We start from the raw sequence: 22,208 nt of genomic DNA, 5'->3' as shown, positions 1-22,208 counted from the left end.
CTTATGATAAAAAAAATTACGCTGTACCTGTTTTTATGTATTGCAACCTCTCTCCTTGCCCAGGACAATGACTCCCGGCGCATAGAGAGCATCCGCAATCACCTGGAATCCCTCTCCGTGGACAATCCGGGGCTTACCGAGAGTTTCAAAACGGATATTAATGTAAACAATGTCCCCCTTTCCGGTTTTCTTATGGCCGTATCCCGGGTACACAAAGTAAATATCAACGTATCGCCCGAACTGCAAAACATCACTATAGTCAATAACTTTTCGGATGTTACCGTAGCGGACCTGTTGGTATTCCTGTGCAAGGAGTACCAGCTGGATATCGATTTCACGGGGAACATTCTCTCCATACATCAGTATACACCCCCGGAGGAAATTCCGGAAGAGAAGCCGGTACGGGTGCAATACAACCCTGCGGACGACCTTATTTCCATGGACCTGGACAATGATCCCCTGGGGAAGGTTTTCCGCAGGATCATCGATATATCGGGTCATAACCTGCTGTACAGTTCCGAACTGGAAAACACCCCTTTACGGATGTACCTGAAGGATGTTGAATTTGACAAGGCCATGGAAAACCTTGCCGCTACCAATAACCTGATCTACAGCAAATCGAGGGACGGTTTTTACCTGTTCGATGCGGCATATTTATCTGCCGGGCCGGAAGGAAACCCGGGGGGAAACATCCCGCCTCAAAACAGGCCCATGCGGGCTCCCAGGGGTGCTAATTTTTATTACGAAGTATTGGATACCACCACCATGACCCTAAAAGTGGATTTCAACAATACACCGGTTGCCAACATTATCAACGAAATAGGCTATGACCTTAAACTGGATATTTACACGGCCACGCCGCTGGAAAATGCGGGTAACGTTACATTCAAGGCCAAAAGCATAACTTTTGACGAGTTACTGGAAAAGATATTCGAAAGCGGCCAGCCCCTTGCTGCACGTAGTAATAACCGGAATCCGGGGAATAACGATATTAATGATATTAACGGCGGACGACAAGGAAGCGCTTCGCCGGGTAATCATTTTACTTTTAAGAAAGAAGGTAATATCTACTTTTTCGGCATGGCCAACCAGCTTAGTGTACGTAAAGTAGAGATCGTACAACTCATGCACCGCTCCGTGGAACTGTTGGGCGACCCGTCCGGAAACAGCGGCTCCACACGTTCTTCCGGAAGAACGGTGCCCGGGGGCATCAACTATCTCGGCGGCGGGTTTAACAGCGGGCAAAATATGTATGGGAACAGCAATACCTACGGCAGCAACAACCTCAACCGCCCTACTTCGTCACTGAATACCTCCAATTCCGATAATTTCAGCTCTTATAACAGCAAGGCCGAAGCCCTGGTCAATATCCTTCCGGATGAGATCATTGCCGACCTGGATATTAAAATAGACTTCGAACTGAACAGTTTCCTGGTCAGCGGCCCGGCAGCCAATATCAACCGCTTTAAATCGTTTATCAAACAGATGGACAAACCGGTACCGGTAATCCTCATAGAAGTCATGCTTCTTGAAGTAAGCCGTACGGCCACCGTAGAAACCGGTATAAGCTGGGGTATAGGCGACAAGCCTACAAAGACCAAAGGAGGTATTTTTCCCAATACCGATCTCACCCTGGGTGCCGAAACCGTAAACAGGGTCATCGGCGGATTTGACGGGTTCGGTTCGCTGAACGTAGGTAAAGTGGTCCCCGAGTTTTTTGCTACTATCAAAGCCATGGAAGCCAACGGCAATGTAAAGATCCGGTCTACACCTAAGTTATCCACCCTCAACGGCCACAGGGCGCACCTCTCCATCGGGGAAACGACCTACTATGTTGTCACCAACCAGAATTATTACGGGTCGCAGATACCGCAGTCTTCCGAAATACGCAACTACATGCCTATAGACGCGGAACTGGCCGTAAGCATCAAACCCCTGGTTTCGGGAGACGGACAAATTACCCTGGATATCAACGTCATACAGTCCGATTTCAGTGGAGAGCGGATCGAGGAAGACGCCCCTCCCGGGCTTACCTCGCGGGAATTCAGCTCCATTATCCGTGTACAGGACCAGGACCTGGTAGTGCTCGGCGGACTGGAGGAAAAAATGAAGAACGATTCCGGGAGCGGTGTACCGCTGCTATCGAGGATCCCCATTTTAAAATGGTTGTTCAGCAGCAGAAAACGGGAAGATTCCAAAAAGAAGCTTACGGTACTGATCAAACCTACGGTTATCTATTAAATATGATCCGAAACCTGCTTACATCCCTCAGGGAAGGCCATATATTCCAGGCGCTGGAACTCACGGAAACCTCCGGGGTTACCGGGTGGATTAACACCGTCGTAAAAAGACAGAAAGACGAGATCATCTTAACAGAAAGCGGCGTCACCGGTGCACCGGAAGATCTTCCCGGTACCCTGTCCGCCCATCATCATATCCTGGTTGTTATCAATACCAATAACATACTCACCAGGATTACGGAGACCACCGGGAATGCGGATATCGCTATAGTGAACAAAGCTTTTCCGAATATTAAAATAGAGGATTTTTACTACGAGGTAGTCGCTTCCGGGGAACGTGCTTTTATCGCCATCTGCCGGAAAGCATATGTAGACCGTATACTCGGGGAGCTGAAAGCCAAAGGGTATACCCCTTCCGGGTTCTCCCTCGGCCTATTGTGTATGCAGCACCTGGCCGCATTTACCGGGAACGGGGAAACCGGGGTTTCCAACGCCGGGGTGACATTTGCAGACGGGCTGCTTGCGGATATCCGGAAAGAAGAGACTGTGCCGGGTATCACATATACGGTAAACGGCCTGGAAATCCCCGGGCTTCACCTGCCAGGATTTGCTGCCGTACTGGGGCTTATTACGGGAAATACCGGTTCCGTCTCCAACTTTTCGGACCGGAACGCTTACTTCCGGCAGGAGTTTTACCACCGGCGTTTTTTCCGGATATTCGTCCGCAGCGCCCTGGTTTTCCTTCTTGCCCTGTTGCTTGTTAACTTTATGGTCTTTAACCATTATTTTCAGAAAACCGAAGTCATAAAGCAAGCCTCGGAAGTAAACCGGCTTAACCGGGAGAATTTTATGAAACTGAAAGAGGAAGTGGATAAAAAAGAAAAGGTTGTCGGGGATATCCGGTCCTCCTCCGGCTCCAGGAGTTCCTATTACACCGACCGGATTACACAGGCCCTCCCCGCTTCCATCCTGCTGAAAGAGATCCGCTACCAGCCTTTGCGGAAACAGGTCAAGGAAGGGCAGGAAGTGCTGTTACAGGAAGACCGGATTATGATCTCCGGGGAATCCGCGGACAGTAACCGCTTCTCCGAATGGATAGAGGAACTGGAAGCTATGAACTGGACGGAAAACGTCTCTATAAGAGATTACGGTTCCTCCGTCTCCGGCGCTTCGTTCTCCATTATGTTAGCCATAAAAAACAATCCATGACTTCCCGGAACAAAAACATAGCCGCCGTTGCCGTATTTCTACTGGCCTTATTCCTCTGCTATACCCTGGCTATTTCCAATACGGTCCGTACCAAAGGCGAATACAATGCCCTGAAGGCCGAGGAATCCCTGTTTAATGATATTCCCAGGCAATTATCTATCCTCAATGAAAAAAATGCTTATTACGACTCGCTGCTGCGCAAATACAAGATAGGCGGTACCTCCATGCAGCACAACCTCCTGAAAGCAGTAAACGAAAATGCGGGTGAACTGAACCTCAAGGTCATCGCCTTTCACGAGCCTCATATTTTCGAAAAAGAAGGGCTTAAAATTCACACTTATGACCTTACGGTAGAAGGTGGTTATAACGATATCCTGGCCTTTACCTACCGCCTGGAACAGCGAACAGGCTACGGGGAAGTGGTAAGCCTCAACCTGGAAAAAAAGAAAAACTTCCGTACCGGGAAAGAATTCCTGCAAGGGAATTTGCTGGTACGGAATTTTGACTGAAGCAGGTTTTCTTTATCCTGTTTCTATGCTATAGTGTGTAATACAAGCCCAGTTGAAAAACGGAACTGTGCAGGTTTTGTCTTTCGGTAATACCGTAAGTATACCGAAGCCCGATACGATAATGCGCTCCAAAATGATATCCCAATCCCGCGTTTACACCGAACTCAAAATCTCCTGAATCGTCATTGCGTATCAGGGCAAGAGGGTACGGATTATTTTCATAGGTAACATCCCTGTTTACCACCCAGGCCAGTTGCGGCCCTAATTCCACATCCAGCTTATCTGTTACAAAAACACCCGCCATCACCGGGACCAGGATCACCGATTCTTTGATCTTTCCGGAAATACCATCGGATATAAAGATGGGATCTTCCGGATCGTTGACATTTGTATCCTCCGGATCTATTTCAAACTCACTTCCCTGTTGAGAGAACAATACCTCCGGCCTTATGTAAAGCTTTTCTGTCAGTCTAAAATTGACAAAACCCCCGGCGTGAAAGCCTGCCTTGCCTTTGTAATCTGCAGGAATACTCCTGTCATTGTTATTAATAAAGCTCGAATAATTTAAACCGGCTTTAAGACCCAATTCTACATTTTCCTGGGCGGTGTTGATGTTTATGGTTAAAATAAACAGGATGGTGAGCGGGTATAGTTTTTTCATATATATACATTAGTTAATTTTTATTCACATTCATACTTATCTACAGTGTGATTTCTACTTACATGCCCCATCCCAATAACACGATTTTCAAACATTAGAAATTTTTTACCGTTTCTATATCTTACCTCATTTTTACTACCATTCATATTATAACAAATACTATCTCCAATCTCTAATTGCACTGCCTCCGTGATAAAAAGAATTTTATCATTTTTTATTTGACATACGAAAGATTCATTATTAATATATAATGTATATCCCTCTGGTTTATTGGAATATCTCAAGTCCATACAAACATAACCAAATCCACGATCTACTATTTTTTTATCGCTTACTATACCGCAAAATTCTATATCACATTGTTCCCAATATTGTTGAATATAAGTTTCTCTGTCTTGTTGATCTTTCTTGTTACTTACATATATTAATATTCCTGCAACAACAGCAAAAACAGGCATTCCTAAAAAAATAAACCACAATTTTACTTTTTTATTCATATTTTCAATTTTTTAATTGACGAATAAGTCTATTCACGGGAAATGGGTAATTGATAAGATGTTTAGATACTCCCTGCTGATGTGCTATGGAGCCCGAAACTCCAAAAGTAGTTCCTAATTGAGGGCCAATGCTTACACTCTTTCCTAAATAAACTGTGTGCCATTTTCCTCCGGCTTCATCAGGATAAGTCCGAGAATATCCTACTCGTCCTTCAGGGTTTAGTCCCACCGACGCCCCAATTGCTCCTTCTATGGCCCAATATCTCCCTGCATACTCTTCGGGTGTTATATCTTTAGTATCTCCATCGTAATAGGAAACAAAATAGTTTTGTCCCACACCTACAGAGGCATCCAATTCGGTAGTAATCTTGGGGCCGCTATCTATAGAACCATAAACAGACATTTGGTCGGGATACTTAGGAAAATATACTTGTTGTATACCTCCATTAGTATCTGTTCCTATAAAAGCTGCAAATGTCAAAGTTGCCTGGGTTTCATATCCGATAGCAAATTTATGTAAATTGTCTTTTTCCCATTGATATCCTGTAATTATCTCCACTCCTCCATCATTTGTATTTCTTCCTATGTGGAATCCTCCATTTTCAGTTTTATATATTTCTCCTCCTCCATTGAATATTTTATAGAAAAACGCACCAAGCCAGGAATCAAACCCTCCATCCGGGTCTACCCTACCTATCCAATTGTTCCCCATAGAAAGATACGGTGACACATATTGGTTGGCAGGATCCGGAGATACCCATCTATTTATCCTCGGGTCATATAATCTTAATTTAAACGCAGGTTTTCCAGTTTCAACATCGGTCTCGGCAAATTCTCCCTGGTAACCATATCTGTAGCCCTCAGCATCCGTTAACTTTCTTGTGGGCATGGACATCCCACCGGGATAATAATCCGTAGCCCCTGCCAGTTCACCATTTTCCTGTATCAACGCCCGTACATTTCCTAAATGGTCCGTTAACTGGTAGATAGCCGTATTGCTGGTTTTGAAATAAACACCCAGACGGCTACCCCCGTAAATGGGATATTCCTTGGCCGAAATACCCTGGTAAATAGCCATTATACTACCCGAAGCATCCCTTACATAATATTCCGTCTTAGCCAGGCTGCCATTGGTGTAACTTTCTTTTTTGACCCTTTGATCACGATCATTGTAAAAGAACTTAACCAAAGGTACGTTATTTTTTTGCACCTGGGTAACCAACCCGGCAGCATTATAGACGTATTTTACTCCTTCTTTTTTGTTTTCCACAAGCTGCCCGATAGCATTATATACATAATTCCCTGTAGCCTGCCCTTTGATGTCATCTGCCCCGGTAGCAGTGGTTACGGCATCTTTTACATGATCCAGACGGTTAGGTTTACCATTACTATAATTATAGGTTAGCTTGTCCATCGCATTGCTGTTCCCTGCGGTATTTTTATTTCGATTCAGGGTTTGGATATTACCATTGGCGTCATAGGTTAAAGCTACATTGTAATCGCCTTTGGCATTTTCTTCAAAACCGTTTACCTTGACGATCCTTGCAGTAAAAATGCTCCCTGCCTTGGCATGAAAACCGGGTTTTAAAACAATACTGTTGGTCGCTTCCAGGGGAAGCGTGCTTCCGCTCTCGGTCACTGCCGTAGAAGTAATATCCGCGTCTATATCCGAGCCGGAAGATTCGGCATACTGTCCATAAGTAGCTTCCGACAGCCAGTTATTCCGGTCATACGTATAGCTGTATGCATTTTCCGCACCGGCAAGCGGCTGGTGCCTGTTATTCCAGCGTATTCCTTTTATATTGCCGTCCAGGCGATCCTGCCCGTAGGTGGCAGGGCTTACATTACCAACGTTGCGCATATAGTCGTTCCGGTGGTAATCCAATGTCATCCCGAAAATATCATTGCCGTCCGCCCCCGGATCTTTGGCGGCGCTTAAGGCCGGGTGGTTGATACTTTTCAACTGCCCGGAAATGTTGTACACATAATCTATTCCCTGCAACTCATTTCCCAGTTCGGTACGTTTCAGTCCCCCGTTTTCATAATAACTATACGTGGCCCGGGGAGCATAGTTGACGCCGTCCACAGAAGTTTCCACTTTTACCAGCTGATCCGTCTTATCATACGTATACCGGTGTATAAAGCGTTCCGCAGTCACATCCTTCTGGTAAACCACACGGCTTACCTGCCCGTTTACCGGGTGGTATTCGTAGTCTATGGTCTTTTTGCCTATTCCCGCGATATCCTGTACCATCCAGCTTACCCTGCCGTAAACATCATAGCTATACCAAGTGGTCGTATAAGCATTACGAGTTTTGGCTACATTGCCGGCCACAAAACTTGGTGTCCGGGTACTTCCTCCTATAGCTATGTTTTCACCGGTATCATAAACCGTAAACTGCTGTTCCTTTTTGGTACCGGAGGGCAGGGTGTTCGTATCTGGGTTGGCCGTATTAAAGGCCGTGCTTACCACGACACCACTTTCTACCGGCCGGGCCCGGTTGTCATAATTGGTGTAGGAAAATTCGCCTGCCGCTTTCTGCTTACTGTTTTGCGAATAACGTATCTGCCCGTCCTTACGGTATTTAAACCAGGCCTCTCCCTCATCCGGACTATTCGTATATATCAATTGCCCCAGGGCATCATATTTGAAAGTGGTCTTAGGTTTGACAGATTTCGTATTACCAAAGGGCTGATAGGAGGCGATCAAATGTCCTGCTTTATCGTATTCATTTAACGCATAATCGTAATAATTTTCTTTGTATGTAACCTTTACCGGGTTACCGGGATTATAATTATCCACATCGGTAACTGCAACGCGATAAAACCCGTTGGGCAGTGACGTGGTAGCTGTAGTTACTTTTTTTTCTGTGATAAGATTATATACCGAGGTCTGTACCCCGGATGGTTTGTTTACCGTAAAACCCGTTGTCCCGGCAGGAACGTGGATATCCGCATATCCCTGTTGCCCGATGTTCAAAGTCATACTTCGTACACTTCCTCCCCCGCTTCTTGCGGCTGCCAGGGTCCTGCCATCCGTATCGGTAAAAACGACATTTTCCACACCATGCGCGTCCCTGCCTACCGTTTTTACTGTTTTAATGGCGGTGTACTTACTTTCTCCGAATGCCATACTTTGTGCCAGTTCGCCGGAAGCCTGCATGGTAAACGCATAAGCCTGCGGCCATGCCCCGTCGATCTTATTCCCACCTATGCTCTTCAGTACGCTACCAGGGCTAAGCTCACTGAATATTTGCCTGGAAAAAGGGTAAGCGGTTACGTCCTGGTAGGGCTCCGAAGTATTGCTTTCGCTGTAATACCATCCCACGGTTCCGGCCTGATTGCCTACAGCAGCAGGATTATCCGGGTTGGTTTCAAAATCGGCAGCAGTATAATTGCTGCCGTTGCTTTTCTTTATAAAATCTCCTCTGTATTTAAAGGTATTGGGGGTTATCGCATCAATTGCCGACTGCGCAGTCTGGAAAGCAGCTCTTCCCTGCCCATCATACAAGGTTTGAGCAGCCCATATTTTCCCGGTTTTTACATCCACACTCTGTACCTGGACAGGCTTCCCTAAAGCATTGGCATAAGAAACACTATTAGCCTTCATATTTCCATCAATGTCATACGTCACCGTAGAAATCCAGTTCCTGTCCTGGTCCGTAACCGTGAATGGCGGGAGATTAGAGTCATTTACCGTATAGTTTATGATTCTTGCCGGGCTCCAACAGTTTACATTATCCAGCCGGGCTTTCAGGTAATACACTGTTCCGCTGGTTAATTCTATACTGGAGTCACTATTGGAAATACTTTCTCCTCCTTCCGTTTCCTGCCAGTACCAGGTTACTCCTTCCGGTGGCGTCCCCCGGGTTAAAATTGTACTGCCATCGTTATTGGTAATGGTGGGGGGATCCGGCCTCGCCGGGGGGGAGGGAATGTTCACATAAACAAACCCGGAACTCGTACTCCATCCGCTACTGTTACGGGCCCGTATGTAATAGGTTCCGCTACCCTCATTAGCTTTGAATGTAGTGCCCGATCCTTTTGTCGTACTCATTCCGTTGGCATCTTTCCCTTGCCAGTACCAGGTAGTTGGTTCCGGTGGAGTTCCTACTCTCCGCAGGGTTACTTCATTACATCCAAGAGCGCTTATCTCCGGGTTATTCGGCCTGGAAGGAATGGGATATCCTTCTTTGATATAAATTATTTTGTACGTTATGGTGGAACCTATCCCACTCAGCGAGTAGCGTAATTCGTAATTGGTATTTGCACTGATCTGTACTTCGTTATAATAGGTATGAGGCCCGGATAGCGGGTTGTATTCCATAGTTTGCAGGGGCGTGACCGCACTGTTGCTGGTCTTATTCCACAATTGAAAAGTTATTCTGTGATCTTCCCCTTCATTGTCCTCCAAAGGATCACCCACATAGGAATACCGGACGTCCAGTTTTATTTTTTGACTAAAAATACTGCTAAAAGAACCGGATGTGCCTTCAGTATAGTAGGTACTGTTGGTAACACTTTTTTGGATGGTTGTAATGGGACCCTCCTGGGAAAATACCGATACACCAACGAGTAACAGCGTGAATGTAAAAATTATATTCTTCATTCGTTTCTAATTTTATACTTTGTCTTATAAACTATCCATATTTTACATTGCAATAGATATCCTTTTTATCAGTTCTCCCCTTCGATATCTTCACTGCATTCCCATACAAAATTCCCGGATTTTGTCTTGATCTCCCCCGTCACTTTATCCCTTACCTGGCAACGATAATAAACTGTGCTGCCATTGTCATCAGGGCAGGTCATTATATATCTTCGACTGCTGTGAAGCGTCCACGCATCGTAGGTGTTGGAATAATCCCCTTCGCTAAGGGCCCAACGGTATTCGATGTAACCACTGCCCCCATTAGTTATAGCACTAAACTCCGGTGACTCATTAAATGTTCCTCTTATCTGAGGGAGTAATACTAATTGAGTATAAGGAGTATCAGCATCTTCCTTATATTGATAATTTATTTCTTTGATCAATTTATACCCCCCGGATTTACTTTCATAATTAGCGGCTTCCGCATAGGTCTTTATCAATCTTCCTCCGGCATCATATTCATATCTTGTCCCCATGTTATTGGTTCCTAAAATACATGTGAGTTCATCATATTCATTATACACATAGGAAGTCATGGAAGAAGATACGGGATGTAAACGAAAATCATCATAATAAGCTGTTCCCGAAGTTGTGGTCAAGGACACTTCCTTTCCGGAAGCCACATCTATAGTAAAATTAAGTTGTACCCAATCTCCCGCTATTATGGTTTCCTCCTGATTAAAATTAAAGTTTTGTTCATTTGAAGTAACACTGGTATTTGCATAATTAGATTTATGTGCCCAAACTGACAGACGATAGGTGCCTGTACTTCCTGGTGTAGCCTTAAATGCTTTGACGTTAGATGCAACCTGTATCGTCTTCTTCCCGGTATGAGCCCTTGAGGTTGTTATGACAGCTGAGGCATCCTTAGTGACTCCTCCACTAAGTGTGTTTCCGCTGCTGTATTCTGCTCCGGAAAAGAAGAAATTATTGTAGGCAGTATTAGCGGTAGCTATAACTTTAGTGTTATTATCTCCCATTTTGGTTGAGAGGTGATTATTATTTGCATCCTTAACTTCCAGCGTATTGGAATATACATTATACTTGGTGATTTCCGTGAGTAATTGCCATTCTTCCGCCTGGGAATCTCCCGTCGTAGTCCAGTTAAAATTATCTGAAAAATTTTTGAAAGTTCCATCAGCATTGATCTCCCCTTTCCAGGTATAAGTCTTGTGTTTTCGCCACACACTATTGTTCCAGCTTTTCCATGTAGTAATCCCTACCCCCACGGGAGTACGGGTCTGAGTATCCAATTTGTATTTAAAATGAGCAGCCTGTTGGGTCAGCATATTTTTATTCCCCGGATTATCAACCATACTCCTCATTGCAGAATATTTTGTATAGGCCGGGACTATTTTAGTTAAATAAGTAGTCCCGTCACTACCAACATTCCGAGTCTCCAATGGTTGCCCGGTAATAAAATCATACTTATCTACATATGTAGTATTGACATGTCCTCCTATGGAAGTAACTGTTTCGGTCACTGCACTGGTATACTTGGTTTTCGAGGTATTGTCAATATTCACTTTAAATATCCCCACCCCTGAACTATATTCGCCCAGAAGGCCTTTAATATTATTATAAGATTCTTTAACTACTCCCTGATCCGCATTTTCAGGATTTGAGAAAAAATTCTCCGTTTTTGATAACAATTGAGATTCATTGTTAAACACTTCCTTTTCCAATAAAGTTCCTATAGATGCCAAATTATCTTTGATATCAAACTTTCTTGTGTTAATCGTTATATTCTTTCCCGAATAACTATTCGCTCCGGGAATACTTTCTTCTTTTTTCTGTATCGTATTTATAACCATAGCATCCCCTAAACTATAATTTCCATTATTAAATTGATATGGTTTATATACCTTAAAATGGTATCGGGTAAATTTGTCGTTATCTTTTACCGTTACATATTCGTATAAAACATTAGGTGCCGGAAGATAATTTGCAAAGGGAATTTCTTTTTCCTCTTGGGACGGGGCAAATGTGGTAACACCGGAAGAAATATATCCGCTACCGCTAAATCTAGGATCTCCTATGGATTCCGGTATATTGTACAAATAGTCTTTTTCATAACTATTATTGTTTCCATCAAGCAATTTAATTTTACGTACACGTATTCCTCCCCCGGAAATACTCCTGGCAGCAGTGGCTCCTTTGACTGCAACCTCCATATTGTAGTCATCACTTTCATACTCTACTCTTATTTTACCTCCAACCGGAGTAGTAATTTCTTTAAGACTCCAGTTTGCAGGATTACTGGCGTTAAATCCCCAACTATCTTTTCCATCCGGATTAAAATTGCCCGAATTATAATAATCAAATTTATATGAAGGAATTATTTGCTCTTCTCTCTTTCCCTTAAATCCTACTCCTCTCAAGGTTAATCGTCCTTTTGTAGAAGCTTCCGAATTAGGAGAATCTCCGGCAAGGGAATAATCCTGATAAAAAGTAATTACTTTAATAGCGTCATTCTTAAGGTTCGGAGTCAATACGGAGATGTCCTTTTCATCTAAAATATTTTTGTAATATTCTCCTTTATAGGAAATATCCTCATAAGAAATATATCCTGTATCAAAATTTTCCCCTCCGGGTCCGCTAACTTCCGCACGAACTCTTTCCTTAAATAAAAAGTCCGAAACCAGAGCAGGATTTCCTTCTGTTCCATTTACTTTATTCAGGACTGAAGGCACTTTATTGTTTGTTAGAAGTATGATTTCTTTTAACCTTAGTGTTTTATGAGGTTTAGCCTCAGCATAAAATCCATTGTCAATAACAAGTGTTGCAGATTCACCTGGTGCCCCCGATAAAGTATTTATAGGAGCCAAAGAATAAGCGCCCGGGTAATATATATTTCCATCCGTACCTTTATACCTTGGAATCCCTAACTGCCAACTATAATATACGGCATCATACCATGCAAGATTATTTCTGTCCTGTCCGACTTTAACAGGTCTGGCTTTATTGTCAGCCCTTGCTTCTTTGACAAATAATGCTGTATGGGTCCGTGTTTTAATTTTATCCAGATAATATATTTCCTTTACCCCCCACGCATATCCTTTACTGTTTTCACCGTAGGCAAATCCTTGTGTAGGATTTCGCCATCCATATCCGTCAGACCATTTTCCATATTCAAACTTTACCCAGTATCCATAATCGCCTTCATCGATTTTATCATCGCCGTTAGTATCAACATAATCGGGTCCGGTAACAGCAGTCACAAGCCAATGGGTTGCATATGGTGTTAAGGCTTGTTCCTCGATGTATTTTTCATCAATATTCAGCTCGCTCTTTGTATTTCTATTAAATTTTTCCTTTTGATAAACTGGCAAAGCATAGTGATAAGTTTTTCCATCCGCCACAGTTATTTTAAAAGCCCCTATACCATCAGGCGGCATATTTTGCCGGTTTACATTATCAAATACCAATGAAGGGTTTTCCTGTATCTCTTTATTTGTATAAGATTCAATAAAACTCCCTTTCTTCAGCCTGTTTTTAGAGGACACATACCCTTCACCGTAAACATTTTCATGAGAAATACTGGTATTGCTATAAAAGTCCTGCATCCCTCTAAAGATACTAGGATAACTCCATGTATTACCTGGTTCCGTAGTATAAAAAGAGGAATATTCTCCATCAAAATAGAAATGGACTCTGTTTCCGGGTGCTGTAGCATCCACACTTTTGGAAAATGGTTCCGGAACATAACTATAAACATCGCGAAGTTTAAAGTTGTTACTTCCAACTGTAACATTCTCATTATTGAAGGACCGGAGAGGCTGATGTATGTAGCCGGAATCCAAAAGGTAAGGAGAAATACTTCCCATAATCCCCTGCGCCGCAACATTGTACTGATCATAAGATAAATATCCCGGATTGTTTTCCGCTGCTTCCTGGGCATAGTCTGTCCTATACAAGGACTCACTGGCATCAAAAGAATGTAAATATGGTAATATACGGTCATTAAGTATATCGTTTAATCCACCTGCATACAAAGTCCCTGTATTTCCATATCTTTTTTCGTCAAATGTCCAATAACGTATTTTTTGCCTGGTAAAGGCAAGCCTAAATATCCCGAAATTGGCATTAACAGAAAACTTAGGGCCCCGGCTATAACTTATTAGCCCCATAGAATTACTTGCTGACTGGCTATCTCCTACAAGAGAAATACTCGCTCCACTGGCAGAATGTAAGGATATTCCTATCCCTTCTTTAGTATATAAACTAAAGTTTCCATATATTTTATCATTTGTTGCCTGAGTAATCGCCATGGATAAATCAATACCAAGACCTGCGGATGAATTATAAGATATTGGTCCCACCCCAACATTAAAACCATTAGCGGATGAATTATAAGATATTGGTCCCACTCCTGCATTAAAACCATTACTGGAAATTCCCACATTATACCCTTGACTCCGAAAACTTCCCGAAGCAGAATAATTATAAGTAGTTTCTCCTCCAAAAGCCCTGTTCGCAGACCAATTTAGAGCCAATCCTACAGAGCTCTTATTTTCATCCCCCCAACCGACTCCAACATAGAGCGAATTTGTAGTCTGCTCTCCGCCTGCATCCCGGACTACCGTAGCCTTCATACCATCCTTCCAATCATCAGGTTGGTTATTTATGTTCCTGTTAATTGCACCGGGATTCAAACTCCATCCCAATCCTACCCAGGATGCTTCCTGATCCATGGCTATGCCAGCATGATAAGCCAAAGCAAGCGGGTATCCTCCCTCCGGTGAGGGTACGTTTAGCAGCGGTAATACATAAGAAAAATCTCCCGTCACCAGGTTTACCATATCCGTGGCATCCACCGGTTCAAAACCGGTAGCTTCGGGGGCTGTAGGGCCATTACCGGAAGCCTGTAACATATTATAAGGCACCAGGGAAGGTAACATACTAAAGACCAGAAAAAGTGCGATTACACGGTGTGAGCGTTTAGATCTTTTCATCTGTTAATATTTATTATTTTTTTAGCGGTTAGTATGGAATGCCCTAAAAACATTATTCGATTAGGTTGCCGTTTTGTTAATGAGCATTTCATAAAAACAGTATTTCTTTACTTTATTCTTTTCCATTGCCGTCCAAAGACAGTCGGACTTATTTGGTGATATTATCACTTTTGATTTTTACTTTAAACAGATCTACAACAATGCTCAGCTATTATCTTAGGCGAAAGCCTGTTGCCTGTCATTTCTTTATAGTGAGTAATTTAGTTGCACCTGGTATTGTAAAAGGTGACAACTTCCTCCAGATGCCGCTTTTTATACTCTTTGTTCTCTATTTTTTCAACCAATAGCGGGCAATCTTTAAAATAATCGGAAGCAGCCTCCATAAAATTCTTTGTAAACAACTGGTTAGACCCCAGGTGTGTAGCTTCTTCCTCTCCCTTTCGCCGTAAATAATAATTCTCTATGGTGTAGGTAACCGGGACCGAAAACCCTCCGAAACCTCCGGAGGACATGGGCATCGATGTAGAGCCACCGGCTGAAGCAATATACAGGTTTACCTCCCCGGTCCGGACTTCCCGGACAATCTCGGGCTTTACCGAAGTTTTAACCTTAATGCCCCTGTATGTTACAATACTGTCTTTGGTAACAAATACATCTATATGGTCAATATCGTCGAAATGTGTATCTATTCTCTTGCCCTTACTATACAGCTTGTATCTATAGTGATCTCCTTTTATTTTCCCCTTCGCGATCAACTCTTCCCCGCTTTTCAGGAATATCCTGGAAGGTCTGATCTGGGCATTCAGACCAGTCACTAAAAACACACATATCAATAGGGAAACAACTTTCATAATTTATATTTTAGTTTAGGATCACTAATAATAGTATTGGTCAACATCCTGAACTTTACCTCCCCGGTATAAAACCCAAGGTCTTCGACAGTTATATCCAGGTATTCTCCTGCCAGGTACTTTTTGTCCCTGGGATATACCAGCAGTATATCCGTGCTCCGGCTCATACCGTACATCCGGGGATAAATAAAATCTGCCATGGGCAATGTGTCTTTTTCCGGGGTATAGCAATGAACTTTCCGGTCTATATGAAACGAAAGTTCGTTGACCATAGCTCCGAACCGGCTCCGGTTTCCCGCAGCGTGGCTGAGCAATTCCTGCTTATTCCTGGACATGGATAAAACAAAATACATATACCGTCCGTATTTTTCACGCAGAGAGTCTATTACACCCTGTGTACTCTTCTGTATTAACTCCTGTTTTACCATCAGATCCGTAGGTTTATACAAAAGTGAAAACTCCACATTATTCACACTTTTTTGCTGTAAGAAACCATTTTCGGCATCCCGTATGTAGGTCAGCAGTTCTTCTTCCGTATCAAACTCCCGGGTTTGACATGCCGCAAACAAGCAAAGAAAGACCCCACAAAACAGACCAAGCTTACTTTTTACCATATTCTCCGTTTAATCCGTCCAGAACTTCCTCGGTGAGATCTGCTGCATCATCGGCATACATAATATTTCCCCCTCCGCTGGCGCCAAAAATAATACGGTAGCCTTTTTTCTTTCCGAATTCTTTTACGTAATCGTTAATATCATTGATGACGGTTTGTGTCATTTTCTGGTCTTCTTCCTGTATCTGCCGCTGTATGGCCTGCTGGTAATTGTTAACCTGCTGCTGTTTACCGGACAGGAGTTCCTGTTGCAGTTCCAGCTCCTTCTTACTCATGGAAGCTCGCTCTTTTTCATATTTTTTCAGTTCCTTTTGCCAATCTGTGACCAGGCTGTCTACATTGGCTTTTAAAGCGGTTGCTTTTTGATTGAATTTTTCGCGTTCTACCTTAGATCGTTTATATCCGTCCAGTAATTTATTGACATCTACATAAACCAGGTCGGGTACGGAAAGTACGGACCAGCCAAAGGAACAAACGCTTAGGATAATAGCTAAAACCGAAAGGGGAAGTAGTAATTTTTTCATCAACAGAACAAGTATTAGTTTTTATTAAGTATTAATTTTTCCAAAGTTTCCAACCTGCTTTCCAGGTCGTTTATTCTTTTATCTTTACGGCTAAGATCGGTTTGTTGTTGTAGTGTATACAGTGTCAACTCCTCTACCTTCTCCAGCAATTTCAGGTTCATCTCCTTAAGATTTACTCCTTCTTCTTCCATTTCTTCAGCAGAAGGAATCCCCGGCAAATGCCCTTTTTCTTTAATATGAGCCTGTACTTCTTCCAGGGAACGCAAATGGTAGTCTTCCTTAAATACATAATCCGGGGCTACGGCTCCTGCCAGGTCTACTTTGACTTCCTGAGTGTGGATTTTTCCTTTTACGGTGAGTTCGGCGTCCGGGTTCAAAGTTCCAATACCTACTCTTCCCGGTGCTTTAATGACCATCCAGTTTTTGTAAAGGGCATCCGTCCTGCTATACCCCCTAAAAACAAACCCACCATCGGTATTTCCATTACTTGCATTACCGTCTTCCATTTGAAAAATAATACCATCCAGATATTGACCAAAATAATTACTGTCCCCAAAAATCTTAAATCCTTCTCCCTGATTCATGTACAGATCACCGACAATATGTAGTTTAGCCGATGGAGTGTCTGTCCCTATGCCCACATTCCCCGAAGCCGGGAATGTATTGATCTGGGCATAAAAAGTAAAAGGGAGCAGCAGGAACAATACCCCCACCCTGGCCCTCCCCCAAGGGGAGGGGACATGCTCTGATATTTTTTGGAGTGTCTTTCTCATATTACGGCTTTTTGAGTTCATCGATTTCTTTACGAAGTTGTTGGTTTTCTTCCAGGATTAATTCTATTTGTTTTTGCTGCTGAATAGCATATAAAGTCAGTTCTTCAATCTTTTGCAACAATTTGGCATCCATCTCCCCCAGGAATATCCCGTTCTCTTCTACTTGCTTGGCACTGGGAATATCTTTTAAATGACCTTTTTCCCGGATATGCTGCTCTACTTCTTCCAGAGCAGGAAGCTCGTATCCTTCTGCAAAAACAAAATCACTCCACCCGTTTAAATCTACTTTTACTTCCTTACTGTGCACGACACCGTTAACGGAAAGTCTGGAATCCGGGGAAGTGGTCCCTATACCTACATTACCATTGTGCAACAAGCGCATCAGGCTTTTATCTCCCTGGGTTTGAATATCTACCCCGTTACCTGCCCCATTACCACTTCCTCCTATCCGGATACGAGCCACATTATTCAACCAGCCCAAGTGTACGCTTGAAGCCGGGGATTCCGGATTGCTCACTATAATACGAGTGTCAGATTTAATATCTCCCACAACATCTAATTTACGAGTCGGGTTAGAAGTTCCTATACCTACATTCCCATCAGGCAAAATATAAATCCCTTTTTTACTGTCCCAAGGCGCACTTCCATGAGCAATATACAGGTGCTTGATTTCGTCACCACCCCCTAAAATACCTATTCCTGCATACCTGATATTATCCGGTTTAATATAATTCAGCCCTCGGGCCCAGCCGCCGGTAGTACCCGGTCTTATCATATTTATTTGTCCTCCGTCAATTAATACATGGGAACCTTTTGCAGCCGGAAACTGGTTTTGAGAAAAACCTGAATAACACAAAACAAACAGTATAAAAAGAAAGTATAGTTTTTTCATTATTAATATTTTTTCATTTTTTCCATTTCACCTTTCAACTCTTCTATCATTTTCCCCTGGGAGTTTATAATTTTTTGTTGTTGTATTGTGTACAAAGTCAGCTCTTCGATCTTCTGCAACAATTTCGAATCCATTTCCCCGAGAAAAACACCGTTCTCTTCTACTTCTTTGGCACTGGGGATATCTTTCAAATGTCCCTTTTCTTTTATATGGGCTTCTACTTCGGAGAGGGTCGGCAGGTTATATTCTTTATCAAATACAAAATCACTCCAGCCGGTATCCACCTTTATCTCTTCTGCCCGTATTTTCCCTTTCACCGCCAGGCGCCAGTCACCAGGGGCCCCGGTACCTATACCTACGTTTCCGGCGCCGTTTAATGTCATTACAGATACCTGTCCTGCCAAATCCGAATCGCCGCCGGCATGTACACGTATTTGAAGATAATTTGCGGATGGTGAACTTGTATGATTGGAATAAATGGAGTGATAGCGAATATCCCTGTCTCTTCTCCCTATTCTAAGTTGCTCGGAAATGGTTGAATGACCAGGAGCTCCTCTCAAATAGGTAAACCCTCCTACATCCAGTTTTCCTTCGGGTGCCGCTATTCCTATTCCCACGTTCCCGGATGCCGGGAATGTATTGGTCTGTCCTATGGACAGCAAAGGAGCCAGTAAAAGCAATAACAATATCTTTTTCATGATTCTATAGGTTTTTAATGTTAACAGTCAAAATACATAATCATAGTTACCGCAAACTATTCAGCACAACACGGTCAACTATCGAACAGCGCTGCTAAAAGTTTGCGGGTAACAGGAACTATTCTGTTACAATATTTCCAAACCGGAAAATCAAAAGCTAATCATGTATATGGCATGAACAGAAAATATGACAATACACACCCAGCCTTTAATCCGGGTAAAGGTTTCTTTTAATTATTAGGGGGGTGAAGCCTGTTATTACACAGACTTCATTTAGGGGGATAAATAATAAGTAATTTTATTTCACCGGCCTTTGAATTTCGTTTATAATTTGTTCTGGTAAATAAAAACAGCTCAAGTGCTGCAACCAGGATAACATTTGGGTTGTAATATTAGATATTTTTCATAAAAAAAACAAAAGTTTGTTCCGTTCATTTATAAATTAACCGTTATTAAAACGTAAATGTTCTGTTTACGGATATCCATAGTATATCTTTTTTTCCTGCGTTACTAACAGTTAAAAGACAGGCACTTGTTTCTGCTTTGTTTTACCTAGCGCAAGTGAAATAACCTTGCCGTAGGCTTGTTAGTTTCAGATAAAAGTTATAAAATATAGTCCTGGATACCCCTCGGGAAAGGGGCTTAACGTACTCGCCCGTCATTGAAGTTCAGGGGCTGCGAAATCAGGGACATTCGCAGAGTTAGGGGCCCGGGTAAGATACATCGTAATTGCCTGCTTATTTCTTGTGAACTTTGCATATTCTTTGCGAACTTTGTGGTTAAGAGTCTTCGGATAAGGCAGCTTCCTTTTAAAAAAGGATACATATTTAAAAAACACATATAGTCCAATGAAAAACAGAAAAGCTTTATTGATCATTGATATGCAAAAAGGCTCTTTTACCCCGCAAACGCTCAGTTTTGATACCAATGGTGTAGTACAGCGGATAAATGAACTTGCCGATCTCTTTCGTAGACATAACTACCCGGTAGTTCATATTCAACACGACGGCACCGGAACCGGGGAATTTGAAAAGAACGTTCCGGATTGGGAAATCCTGGATGCGTTAAATGTGGCTCCTTCTGACATTCTCATAGATAAATATGCCAATGATAGCTTTTACAAATCGGAACTGCAAACCAAATTATCCATGCTTCGGGTAAACAAACTGTTTATTACGGGCAGCGCAACGGACTTCTGCGTGGAATCCACCATCCAATCCGCCCTGGTAAAAGATTACCATATCACCGTTGTCGAAGACGGACATACCACTAGCGAAAGGCCACATTTAAAAGCGGAAAAGATCATTGAACATTACAACTGGGTATGGAAAAACATGATCCCGACAAACGAACAAATTACAGTGGAGAAAAGTGAACAGATAAAACAACTCTTCTCCTAATTACCAAAAAACCGACCGTTATGAAAAATATTATACTGTTTACCTTTATAGCATTCTTCTGTTCCTGCCGGAACCATAAGAACGAAAATAAAGTAATTGTAGAAAAAACAGAAGACAACCCGGAACTCAAAGAAATCTATACCGCGGACCAGATCGACCGGAAAACAATAGATCCGGACCCGTTGATAATTATGAGGAATGACAGCCTCAGGCGTATCCGGGTACTTCAGCTTCTGGATTCCAATAAAGTAAAGACTTCCGGGGACTACAAAAATGCTGCAATGATTTTTCAGCATGGCAGGGATTCTGCAGATTATGGCATGGCAGTCAAGCTTATGAAAAAAGCCATTGCCCTGGACTCCACCACCAACAAATGGTTACTGGCCGCTGCTACCGACAGGTATTTACTTAGTAAGGGAAAACCTCAGATATTCGGAACGCAATATTATAAGGAAGGAGATACCCCCTGGAAACTCTCGGAAATAGACACCACTGTTATTACCGATGAAGAGCGAATAAAATTTAGTGTCGGAACTTTAGCTCAACTAAAAGAAAAGGTCAAAACCATGAACCGGGTAAATGTATTTGAACTCTATGATTCCGGAAACAGTGCAGACCAAATTATAAAACTTGTGAAAAAGAAATCTCCATCGGAAGCAAAAAACAGCGTTTCGGAAAATGAAATCAACGGCTTAGGTCATTATTTAATGGGTCAGGGAAAGGACGCGGAAGCCTTAAAAATATTCAAACTGAATACCGAACTTTTCCCCGAAGGATTTAAGCATTATGAAAGTTACGGAGAGTGTCTCTTAAAAACCGGGGATTCGGAAAATGCCGTTATAGCATATCGAAAAGCCCTGGAACTCAACCCGGATAATGAAAAGATTGAGGAAATATTAAAAAGTATTGAATAATTGTTTTCTATCGTACAAAGCATTTGCGATGTATTAAAAACAGGTACTTGTTTGCACGACACCAAACAAGTACCTGGTGAGGCTCCGGGCCCCGTTTTGAATTTTATTTATTGCTGCATCTTAAAATAATAATCTGCCGAATGCTTCCCCGAGCCGTAGACCAGGAAAAAAATACACAGCAAAAAAGCTACAAGAGAAGCAATAAGGTTCCCCGTATGCATTTCTCCTATAAAATTAATGGCAATAGCACCCAATAGTACAGGAATTTGTACCGCAACGGACAACCTGGTAAGCAGTCCGAAAATAATCAGTATCCCCCCAAGCATATGTGCAGGGGCTACATAGTGAATGGTCAGCATGGCTCCCCACCAGTTCTGTATCGGCTTAATGATGTCGATCAGGTACTGGCTGTTTACGACAAAGGAAGTACCTTTCAGGAAGAGAAATACTCCCAGAGCCACCCGTAAGAGGTCCAGCGGATAATACGTATGCGCATTGGCCCATTTGTTCAATGTTTTTACTGTTCCCATGGTTCCGTTCTTTAGAATCCACTATTAAAATACGAAAAAAACAGCAAATCCTAAATTAATTTATTGTTTTTCAACACTTTGTTTGAGGAGTAACACAACAATCAACTACCTCGGGGCAATCCCGATAATTATCGGGACGCGAGGTATTCAAACGAACAAACCTTAACCCATTTCGATGCAGAGCATCGGGGAATTAGCCCCATTTAATGGGATTAAAAAAATAATTCGTATATCCTTGGCCCCATTATTCCAGGTACTACCACGGAATTTCCCCGGTCTCCGGGTTATATT

Annotated in this window: 16 protein-coding genes; 5 read left to right on the top strand and 11 right to left on the bottom strand. The window is 42.7% G+C overall.

Going from position 1 to position 22,208, the window contains the following annotated elements:
* Positions 1–3: 3 nt before the first annotated feature.
* From ACVBDU_RS23390 to ACVBDU_RS23380, 3 genes are read left to right on the top strand one after another with little or no spacing between them, the layout of a single operon-like run.
* Positions 4–2,241: a type II secretion system protein GspD gene (locus ACVBDU_RS23390; protein ID WP_447182089.1), complete on the top strand. Its 2,238-nt coding sequence runs from the start codon at positions 4–6 to the stop codon at positions 2,239–2,241.
* A gap of 2 nt (positions 2,242–2,243) precedes the next feature.
* On the top strand, positions 2,244–3,449 hold the full coding sequence (locus ACVBDU_RS23385; protein WP_447182088.1) for a PilN family protein: 1,206 nt from the start codon (positions 2,244–2,246) through the stop codon (positions 3,447–3,449).
* A complete protein-coding gene (locus ACVBDU_RS23380) occupies positions 3,446–3,958 on the top strand; it encodes a hypothetical protein (protein ID WP_447182087.1) in 513 nt (170 codons plus the stop codon). Before ACVBDU_RS23385 ends, ACVBDU_RS23380 begins: the two co-directional genes overlap by 4 nt.
* A gap of 28 nt (positions 3,959–3,986) precedes the next feature.
* On the opposite strand, the gene ACVBDU_RS23375 is transcribed toward ACVBDU_RS23380, so the two are convergent.
* The 10 genes from ACVBDU_RS23375 to ACVBDU_RS23330 form a co-directional block, all read right to left on the bottom strand.
* On the bottom strand, positions 3,987–4,619 hold the full coding sequence (locus tag ACVBDU_RS23375) for a porin family protein (protein WP_447182086.1): 633 nt from the start codon (positions 4,617–4,619) through the stop codon (positions 3,987–3,989).
* Positions 4,620–4,639: 20 nt separating this feature from the next.
* On the bottom strand, positions 4,640–5,116 hold the full coding sequence (locus tag ACVBDU_RS23370; protein ID WP_447182085.1) for a hypothetical protein: 477 nt from the start codon (positions 5,114–5,116) through the stop codon (positions 4,640–4,642).
* A gap of 4 nt (positions 5,117–5,120) precedes the next feature.
* A complete protein-coding gene (locus ACVBDU_RS23365; RefSeq protein WP_447182084.1) occupies positions 5,121–9,725 on the bottom strand; it encodes an RHS repeat domain-containing protein in 4,605 nt (1,534 codons plus the stop codon).
* Between the two features lie 68 nt (positions 9,726–9,793).
* A complete protein-coding gene (locus ACVBDU_RS23360; protein ID WP_447182083.1) occupies positions 9,794–14,722 on the bottom strand; it encodes a hypothetical protein in 4,929 nt (1,642 codons plus the stop codon).
* Between the two features lie 260 nt (positions 14,723–14,982).
* Positions 14,983–15,573 carry a hypothetical protein gene (locus ACVBDU_RS23355; protein ID WP_447182082.1) on the bottom strand — a complete coding sequence of 197 codons (591 nt, stop codon included), beginning with the start codon at positions 15,571–15,573 and terminating at the stop codon, positions 14,983–14,985.
* Positions 15,570–16,187 carry a hypothetical protein gene (locus tag ACVBDU_RS23350; protein WP_447182081.1) on the bottom strand — a complete coding sequence of 206 codons (618 nt, stop codon included), beginning with the start codon at positions 16,185–16,187 and terminating at the stop codon, positions 15,570–15,572. Before ACVBDU_RS23350 ends, ACVBDU_RS23355 begins: the two co-directional genes overlap by 4 nt.
* Positions 16,174–16,710 (bottom strand): OmpH/Skp family outer membrane protein, encoded by a 537-nt coding sequence (locus ACVBDU_RS23345; RefSeq protein WP_447182080.1) that lies wholly within the window; start codon positions 16,708–16,710, stop codon positions 16,174–16,176. Before ACVBDU_RS23345 ends, ACVBDU_RS23350 begins: the two co-directional genes overlap by 14 nt.
* A gap of 14 nt (positions 16,711–16,724) precedes the next feature.
* Positions 16,725–17,483 (bottom strand): hypothetical protein, encoded by a 759-nt coding sequence (locus tag ACVBDU_RS23340; protein WP_447182079.1) that lies wholly within the window; start codon positions 17,481–17,483, stop codon positions 16,725–16,727.
* A 1-nt stretch (position 17,484) separates the two neighbouring features.
* Positions 17,485–18,375 (bottom strand): hypothetical protein, encoded by an 891-nt coding sequence (locus tag ACVBDU_RS23335; protein ID WP_447182078.1) that lies wholly within the window; start codon positions 18,373–18,375, stop codon positions 17,485–17,487.
* 2 nt (positions 18,376–18,377) lie between these two features.
* On the bottom strand, positions 18,378–19,073 hold the full coding sequence (locus ACVBDU_RS23330; RefSeq protein WP_447182077.1) for a hypothetical protein: 696 nt from the start codon (positions 19,071–19,073) through the stop codon (positions 18,378–18,380).
* 848 nt (positions 19,074–19,921) lie between these two features.
* Here ACVBDU_RS23330 and ACVBDU_RS23325 point away from each other — a divergent pair.
* Together ACVBDU_RS23325 and ACVBDU_RS23320 are read left to right on the top strand one after the other, a co-directional pair.
* A complete protein-coding gene (locus tag ACVBDU_RS23325) occupies positions 19,922–20,473 on the top strand; it encodes an isochorismatase family protein (RefSeq protein ID WP_447182076.1) in 552 nt (183 codons plus the stop codon).
* Between the two features lie 20 nt (positions 20,474–20,493).
* Positions 20,494–21,387: a tetratricopeptide repeat protein gene (locus ACVBDU_RS23320; protein WP_447182075.1), complete on the top strand. Its 894-nt coding sequence runs from the start codon at positions 20,494–20,496 to the stop codon at positions 21,385–21,387.
* A gap of 107 nt (positions 21,388–21,494) precedes the next feature.
* Here ACVBDU_RS23320 and ACVBDU_RS23315 read toward each other — a convergent pair whose 3' ends face one another.
* Positions 21,495–21,917 (bottom strand): DoxX family protein, encoded by a 423-nt coding sequence (locus tag ACVBDU_RS23315; protein ID WP_447182074.1) that lies wholly within the window; start codon positions 21,915–21,917, stop codon positions 21,495–21,497.
* Positions 21,918–22,208 lie beyond the last annotated feature (291 nt).

The organism is Sinomicrobium endophyticum (genome assembly GCF_052983315.1).
The sequence above is the reverse complement of the archived record's forward strand: the minus strand, read 5'-3'. Positions and strand labels throughout refer to the sequence as shown.

What these genes read in the sequence shown, in the direction of transcription:
- ACVBDU_RS23390 (WP_447182089.1), top strand. Translation starts at nt 4, where the DNA reads ATGATAAAAAAAATTACGCTGTACCTGTTTTTATGTATTGCAACCTCT.
- ACVBDU_RS23385 (WP_447182088.1), top strand. Translation starts at nt 2,244, where the DNA reads ATGATCCGAAACCTGCTTACATCCCTCAGGGAAGGCCATATATTCCAG.
- ACVBDU_RS23380 (WP_447182087.1), top strand. Translation starts at nt 3,446, where the DNA reads ATGACTTCCCGGAACAAAAACATAGCCGCCGTTGCCGTATTTCTACTG.
- ACVBDU_RS23375 (WP_447182086.1), bottom strand. Translation starts at nt 4,619, where the DNA reads ATGAAAAAACTATACCCGCTCACCATCCTGTTTATTTTAACCATAAAC.
- ACVBDU_RS23370 (WP_447182085.1), bottom strand. Translation starts at nt 5,116, where the DNA reads ATGAATAAAAAAGTAAAATTGTGGTTTATTTTTTTAGGAATGCCTGTT.
- ACVBDU_RS23365 (WP_447182084.1), bottom strand. Translation starts at nt 9,725, where the DNA reads ATGAAGAATATAATTTTTACATTCACGCTGTTACTCGTTGGTGTATCG.
- ACVBDU_RS23360 (WP_447182083.1), bottom strand. Translation starts at nt 14,722, where the DNA reads ATGAAAAGATCTAAACGCTCACACCGTGTAATCGCACTTTTTCTGGTC.
- ACVBDU_RS23355 (WP_447182082.1), bottom strand. Translation starts at nt 15,573, where the DNA reads ATGAAAGTTGTTTCCCTATTGATATGTGTGTTTTTAGTGACTGGTCTG.
- ACVBDU_RS23350 (WP_447182081.1), bottom strand. Translation starts at nt 16,187, where the DNA reads ATGGTAAAAAGTAAGCTTGGTCTGTTTTGTGGGGTCTTTCTTTGCTTG.
- ACVBDU_RS23345 (WP_447182080.1), bottom strand. Translation starts at nt 16,710, where the DNA reads ATGAAAAAATTACTACTTCCCCTTTCGGTTTTAGCTATTATCCTAAGC.
- ACVBDU_RS23340 (WP_447182079.1), bottom strand. Translation starts at nt 17,483, where the DNA reads ATGAGAAAGACACTCCAAAAAATATCAGAGCATGTCCCCTCCCCTTGG.
- ACVBDU_RS23335 (WP_447182078.1), bottom strand. Translation starts at nt 18,375, where the DNA reads ATGAAAAAACTATACTTTCTTTTTATACTGTTTGTTTTGTGTTATTCA.
- ACVBDU_RS23330 (WP_447182077.1), bottom strand. Translation starts at nt 19,073, where the DNA reads ATGAAAAAGATATTGTTATTGCTTTTACTGGCTCCTTTGCTGTCCATA.
- ACVBDU_RS23325 (WP_447182076.1), top strand. Translation starts at nt 19,922, where the DNA reads ATGAAAAACAGAAAAGCTTTATTGATCATTGATATGCAAAAAGGCTCT.
- ACVBDU_RS23320 (WP_447182075.1), top strand. Translation starts at nt 20,494, where the DNA reads ATGAAAAATATTATACTGTTTACCTTTATAGCATTCTTCTGTTCCTGC.
- ACVBDU_RS23315 (WP_447182074.1), bottom strand. Translation starts at nt 21,917, where the DNA reads ATGGGAACAGTAAAAACATTGAACAAATGGGCCAATGCGCATACGTAT.